Source organism: Psychrosphaera sp., from assembly GCF_982872775.1.
This window is the reverse complement of sequence record NZ_CEYNSH010000041.1, coordinates 16,526-23,317: the sequence shown is the minus strand read 5'-3', so window position 1 is coordinate 23,317 and position 6,792 is coordinate 16,526. Positions and strand designations below refer to the sequence as shown.

The 6,792-nt window shown below is 43.3% G+C and carries 5 protein-coding genes; 1 reads left to right on the top strand and 4 read right to left on the bottom strand.

Annotation, left to right across the window (positions count from 1 at the left end):
• The 4 genes from AC4E96_RS11415 to AC4E96_RS11400 all read right to left on the bottom strand — a co-directional run.
• Positions 1-630 (bottom strand): response regulator transcription factor (locus AC4E96_RS11415; RefSeq protein ID WP_488032612.1); only part of this gene is annotated, 630 nt, incomplete at its 3' end.
• Between the two features lie 38 nt (positions 631-668).
• Positions 669-1,787 (bottom strand): type 1 glutamine amidotransferase domain-containing protein, encoded by a 1,119-nt coding sequence (locus AC4E96_RS11410; protein ID WP_490255908.1) that lies wholly within the window; start codon positions 1,785-1,787, stop codon positions 669-671.
• A 116-nt stretch (positions 1,788-1,903) separates the two neighbouring features.
• Positions 1,904-4,411, bottom strand: a complete 2,508-nt coding sequence (locus AC4E96_RS11405) for an ABC transporter permease (RefSeq protein WP_490255907.1) — start codon at positions 4,409-4,411, stop codon at positions 1,904-1,906.
• Entirely contained in the window at positions 4,408-5,136 is a 729-nt protein-coding gene (locus AC4E96_RS11400; protein ID WP_490255906.1) for an ABC transporter ATP-binding protein, read from the bottom strand. Before AC4E96_RS11400 ends, AC4E96_RS11405 begins: the two co-directional genes overlap by 4 nt.
• 232 nt (positions 5,137-5,368) lie before the next feature.
• Here AC4E96_RS11400 and AC4E96_RS11395 point away from each other — a divergent pair.
• Positions 5,369-6,792 (top strand): YfcC family protein (locus AC4E96_RS11395; RefSeq protein WP_490255905.1); only part of this gene is annotated, 1,424 nt, incomplete at its 3' end.

The following is a 6,792-nucleotide window of genomic DNA, read 5'->3' as shown; positions in this document are numbered from 1 at the left end:
AAAGGGTTTGTCCAAGACACTACGCAATTGATAGATGTGCGAGCGCATCGCATCGGACTCAGTGGGATCATCGCCCCATAACTTTTGGCTGAGCTCAGCACGAGTCACCACTTGTGGGTAGGCTTGAGCCAAAATCGTCAAAATTTTAAACCCCATGGTATGAACCGGAATTAGTTGTTCTTGACGATAGATCGCTTGCTTTTGTTTATCTATCACCAAGTCACCTAACTCTATTTTCTCCAAGGGCTGCTTATTGTACCGACGAGAAACAGCTTCACACCTGACTTCAAGCTCTTGAAGCGAAAACGGTTTCGTTAAATAATCGTCAGCACCAGCGTGAAACCCCGTCACTTTGTCATCGATACTATCTCGTGCGGTAAGCATCAATATAGGAATATGACGATTAGCCTCTCGGCGCAGCGTCGCACAGACATCCAGGCCATTTACCTTAGGCAGATTGATATCTAAGATGATCAGGTCATAAAATTGCGAGAGAGCCAACTCAATCGCTTGCTCACCATTGATTGCAAAGTCCATGATATGACCACTGTCTTCCATGTATTCAGCGATATTACTTGCTAAACTGTGTTGGTCTTCCACCAGCAAAATGGTTAACTTACTCTTATTCATCTGTCTGTCCGTGAACGCTTTTTTTATTGTTTAAAGAGTTATATTGTTTTTAGCATGTCTAGCGCGGGTTGAAAACCTGGCTTACTTTCTAAAACTGATTCCAACGTCGTTTTTGCATCGCTATTGCGACCTAACTTGATTTGAACCGACGCCATTTCAACACCAAGATGTGCATTGTTTAAGGTTGGTTGAGCCAGTGCCATCAACTCCAGTGCTTGAGCCAGTTCTTTATCGTTCTTGGCTACTTTCACTTTGTAATAACCGTACATGCCTACCAGTGGGATTTGGTATTCAAATAGGTTGTTTTTGGCTTTTAGTCTCGATGTTTCATCACCTTTTAATAAACCAGCGATTAGATTCAGAGTCTTGTCATCTAAAAAGGCAGGGATTGAAGCAGGCTCTTTACCGAGCTGACGCACTAACTCGTTAGCCACTGCTACGGTCGAACTTGGATTTTGTCCTGTGACTAGTCTGCCATCCACGGCTAAATGAGGCAGCATAAATGGGCTGTGCTGGAATGAACCTCCGTGCGCTTTAAGTTTATCTTCTAATAAAAACGGAAACTCAGTTAGCCACTTTTTACCGAACAGCTTTTCTTCTTCATTGGTAAAGCCATTTACCGCTTTATTGGCAACCAAGTATTCGCCGTTACTTAATTTCACATTTACCAACGCCGCAGGGCCGTGACAAACCGCAGCAACAACTCCTTGGTTCTCATACAGTTGACCAATGAAGCCGCTGAGTTCTGTGTTAGTAGGCAAGTCAAACATGGCACCTTTACCCCCGACAACAAATACGCCTTGGTACTGGTTGGCCATTAGACTGTCGAGTCGTTTGGTATTGGCGAGTTTGTTCATTGCAACAGTGTCGTTCAACACAAGTTGGTTGTATGCTTTGTTTGGGTCGTACTTATCGGCAACTGGCTCGCCGCCTTTGGGGCTGGCAACATCAACGTTTAGACCACTTTGACTCAAAACCAAATATGCTTTGGCAAATTCATCAAATTCAAAACCTGGCTGTGTCTTACCATCGTCCAAACCATAACTCGTTAGGACCATCAAAACTGATGGCGTTGACTTCTCTTTACTTTCTCCGGCTTGCGCCACAAAGGCACTAAACATCAAAAATATGACGGCGATATAAGCAAGTATTTTCATAGTAATATTCCTTATTTTGTATTTGATTTATTATTTGAAAACGGCTGTGTGCTATTTGACGGTTATTAGTTTGCCGAGTCGTCCGTGAAAACATTGTGAAATCCATTTCATCAGTTTTACTCTGCAAGAAGCTCTCTAATGTCAGCTTTTAAACTAGAGTGGCTGCAATAAAGGCCATAGCTAACCACAGCAATCGTCATCAGAGCTAACGTCGAACTTAACCACACAACATCCGGACGATAAGACATCGAAAACTGAGCCTCATAAATAAGCTGGCCAGCTAACCAAGTACCGCCTATTGCACCAAATGCAGCGATAGAGGCGGTTACTAGCCACTCAATAACGTTTAAAGCGAGACAGGTATTGGCTGTTAAGCCAAAACTCATAATGATGCCGTTTTTGTGTCGCTCGGCGCGCTGTAAAGACTGAACCGATGCACCAATAACAATACCGGCTAACAACAATATAATGACGGCATAACCCGAACTAACTTGTTGCAACAAGGTCAACATTTTGTCGAAGCGCGAGGTGAGTTCATTCACCGACACCATTCTCAACGTCGGGTGTTGTTGCCACAAAGTCGATAACCCTGACCAGTCAGCCTCTTTTAGCTCCAAGCTAGCCATCGCAAATTGATCGGCGTTTAAATGCGCTAATGCGCTATTGGGAATTTGCATCCAAAATGTGATTGAGCCTCCACCTGAGCGATAAGCATGAGAAGCAACAATTTCAAACGTTACAACTTGGTCTGCCACTGCAATATCCAACTTATCACCCAAGCTTAAGCTGAGATCCGTCATCACTTCGTTTTCAACGCTAATTTGACGCCAGTTTTGCGTGCCTGGTTGCCACCAACTACCAGCCACCACTTGATTATTAGATGGAACTTCATCCGTCCAATGTAACCGTATTTGTCGCTGCAATGTCGCTAAGCTGTCACTTGGTTTGTCTGTATAGTCCGATAGGTTTGTCTGGTTAACCGCAATGACTTTGCCTGTTATAAAGGCCTTTTGTTGGCGAATGGTCGCTGTGCCATGTTCAGCCCAGTTAGCAATCGCAGTCATTTGTTTTTTCGTGGCTTGTGAAACAATTAAATTACCATCATGGACACGCTTGTACTTATCTATTTCAGTCCCAAGATCACGCATAAACATTAGGGTAAACAACAAAATAAACGCACTCAATCCGATACCCATCACCTGAGTTACCTTAGTAATCAAGCGTTGTCTCATCATAAAAAACGTAAAGGGAACCAAGCCTGCGTGGCTAGCTGTCAGCTTTTCGCCAAAGACTAAAATCAACCATGCAAAAAGAAGAATAAGACCAATCGTCACCCCAAGTGAAGCAAGTACCATAGCGGTAAGCAAGCCATTGTCTGAATAGAACAACGCGACGGCTGTTAGTACAATCAAACTAGCCAACTTACTAAGAAGTGCAGAACTTTTCATTGCGGCTTGTGGTCGAATAAGCGATGCCGCAGAGTGATGCCAAATACGCCACCAAACCGGAAATTGGAAAATCACCATGACTAACCACATCATTAACAGCGAGCCAACTAGTGAACTGAATAACGCATCAAATAAAGAACCACTGAAACTCATAAACAACGCCAACCCTGTTAATAGACCATCCAAATAATCCACCAACAACCAATGACAAATAAAAGCAACGACTAAGACAAAGGGCAATAAATAGAGTTGATGAAAAACCCATTTCACTACGGACAACATAACCGCTTGGCGACGGTTAATACCCATACTCATGCAGACAGCAGAAAAATACTGTTCTTTTCTCATCACCACCTGTGAAATTTGTTCTATCGCTATGGCCGCCATAAAAAACAGTAAAATAGAGGTCAAACCGATGAAATTTTCAGTACGCTGCCAGAACGATGCAAGAGGATGAGAAGCGCCTTTATGAAAAACAGTGGCACTAGGAAGTGTTTCTTTTTGCCATTTAATAAGGGTTTGAACCTGCTCTTTTGAGCCGGCAATCAAGGTTCTGAACGTTAGCTGAGCGGAGGGAATATCCAAGGTAGAAACAAGGCTGCTTTTTACCAACCCACGCATCGCGACCGAATGCCCCTCTAGTAAGCGATCAGGTTCGTGAACTAATATTTTACTTAATACAAGTGGCTGATTATTGATCATCAAAGTATCACCAACCGACAGCCCCAAAGCTGTGACAGCGCGCGTGTCTAACCAAACCTCATTTTTCTTCGGTGTGGCTAACGCCGCATAAGCTTCTTGACCTACTTGGTCCGTCGCTAATAACTGACCTTTTAGCGGGTAGTCTTGGTTGACACTTTTAAACTGAATGGACTCAAGTTGCTCTTTGTGAGTCAACGTCATATCAAACAATTGCGTCTGAACAACTTGTTCAGCCGTTTCTTGTAAAAATTCCAGTTGTTCATCATCAAGTGGCTGCGGATGCACTAACACCATATCCGCGCCTAGCATCGAGTCTAAGTTGTCGGTTAGATAAGACTGAATTGTGGTACTCGTTAGGCCAAGGGCGATAATAAATACCATGAGTACGCCTTGGGCCCACATTAAAAAGCGAATGTGAGGACTTTGTTTTTCTTGCCAAAATAACTGACCAGCCACTGCTAATAGCCCTTTCATGATGCTAACTCCTTAACCACAAATAGCTGTTGTTCATCGGCTAAATTGAGTTGATGTTGTGTCTGGTGAGCTAGGTTTTTATCGTGAGTCACAATAACCAAAGCAGCGTCTTGCTCAGCACAAGATGACAATAAAAGTTTGGCCACCTGCTTGGCATTTTCTGAGTCCAAATTACCGGTTGGCTCATCCGCAAAAATAAACAAAGGATTAAATACTAGGGCTCTCGCAATCGCTACCCGTTGTTGCTCACCACCACTGAGTTGAGAAGGAAGATGTGACTGCCTATGTTCAAGGCCAACACGTTTGAGTTGTTCTGCTGCTCGTTCGAGCGCGTCTTTTTCACCCCGTAACCTGAGTGGCAAGGCAACATTATTTAACACATTGAGTTCTGGAATAAGGTGAAAATGCTGAAAGATAAACCCAATGTCTTTGGGATGTTCTTGAAAGTGGCTAGATTTGCCGTTTTTAATGTATTCAACTTTGCCGGTTGTTGGTTTGGCAAGGCCCGACATTAGCATTAGCAGTGTTGATTTACCTGAGCCAGAGGGACCTACAATTGAATATGACTCACCTTGATTAATGGTTAAATTGATATCCGTAAACAACGTGATGTCACTGCTCTGCTTTTCAGTGCTTTTGCTATTACTTATCTGAGTGCTTATTTGAGCGTCAGACTTTGTTTCAAAAGATTGGCCAACGCTAATTAAATTTATCTGATTCGTCATAGTGTATTCCCTTAAACAAAATTGTTTGAATACATCCAGACTATTTATAGGCGTGTGAAAAAGATGTGAAAGTTAAATAAGGTAAAAGCATAAGGTGTAAGACGTTAACAAAGCTATTGTAAACCGGACACGAACTGATTAACCTTTGGGCAACAATAAAAAACATTGAGTTTATGGCTGCTTTAGCATGAGCTCCCAAGTGTTTGAATGGATTCTTAGGATAAGAAAAACAATGAAAACCGCATTTAAAGTACCCCACACGCTCATTCTTTTATTGGGCATGATGTTAATCGCCTATTTGGCAACTTGGCTTGTCCCTCAAGGTTATTTCGAAAGTGTCACCTTGGAAAATGGCCGAACCACTGTTGTGCCAGGCACCTTTGCACTCGCTGAGTCACAAGTTCGACTCTCGCCAATGGATTTTTTAATTGCCATTCCTAGGGCTATGGCGGCTGCTCAAGACATTATATTCTTTGTCTTTATTGTAGGTGGTGTTCTAGCCATCGCTAGAGCAACCGGAACGATTGATGCCTTGATTGGCCACTTACTTGAGCGCTTTGGCACTCGCCCTAACATGCTTATTTTTATGGTGGTGTTCTGTTTTGCCATTGCCTCTGGTGCAATCGGCACAGCCGGTGAATACATTCCTTTTGTCCTTATCTTGGTTGGTTTGTGTAAAGCTATGCGACTAGATGCTATGACAGCTGTTGGTATGGTTGTGACTGGCTATGGTATTGGTTACGGTGTTTCCGCCTTTAACCCTTTTACCGTTATGGTCGCTCAAAACGTCGCTGACATTCCGGTTTATTCAGGTATTGAGCTGCGCTTGGCAATATTTTTACCGTTTGTATTAATCGGTTTTCATCACGTGTGGAGCTACGCCAAAAAAGTTATAAACGACCCTGACTCTTCAATGACAGCATCTTTACCTTGCCCACTTGGTGGCAAAGAAGTAGGTGGTTATCCAAAACTTGAACTTCGTCACAAGTTGGTTTTGTTTGCTCTAATCGCAACGATTGTTGCTGCAGTCTGGGGCATTTCCCAACAAGGTTGGTACTTATATGAATTAGGCGCCCTATTCATTCTATGGGGTATGTTTACTGCGGTTATCGGTAAACTCGACGCTGACACAGCCGCCATTCAATTTATCGAAGGGGTAAAAGACTTAGCGACAACCGCTATGTTAATTGGTGTCGCTCGTGGTATTGCCTTGATTATGGAAGACGGCCAAATACTCCATTCATTAGTTTATGGTATGTCGTACCCACTTTCGTTTATCGGTTCTGAATTAGCCGCTGTCGGTATGTTCGTGATGCAGACCCTTCTCAACTTATTTATCCCATCGGGCAGTGGTCAGGCATATGTGACGATTCCTTTGTTAACACCTGTTGGAGACCTGGTTGGCGTAAACCGTCAAATCGTCGTCCTTGCTTATCAGTTTGGTGACGGCTTTTCGAACATGATTGTACCGACCAATGCGGTATTGATGGGTATCATTGGTATGGCTGGTGTGCCTTATCACTTGTGGTTCCGCTTTTGTTTACCATTAATGTTAAAACTGATGAGTGCGGCGGCAATCGTGTTGGTTTTAGCGGTGGTATTTGACTATGGCAGTGACGTTCAACCTGCGTTAGAAGAGGTTTCGAAAGTGTCCCA

Excerpts from the sequence above, each read along its gene's own strand:
- AC4E96_RS11405 (WP_490255907.1), bottom strand. The coding sequence starts at position 4,411 with ATGAAAGGGCTATTAGCAGTGGCTGGTCAGTTATTTTGGCAAGAAAAA.
- AC4E96_RS11400 (WP_490255906.1), bottom strand. The coding sequence starts at position 5,136 with ATGACGAATCAGATAAATTTAATTAGCGTTGGCCAATCTTTTGAAACA.
- AC4E96_RS11410 (WP_490255908.1), bottom strand. The coding sequence starts at position 1,787 with ATGAAAATACTTGCTTATATCGCCGTCATATTTTTGATGTTTAGTGCC.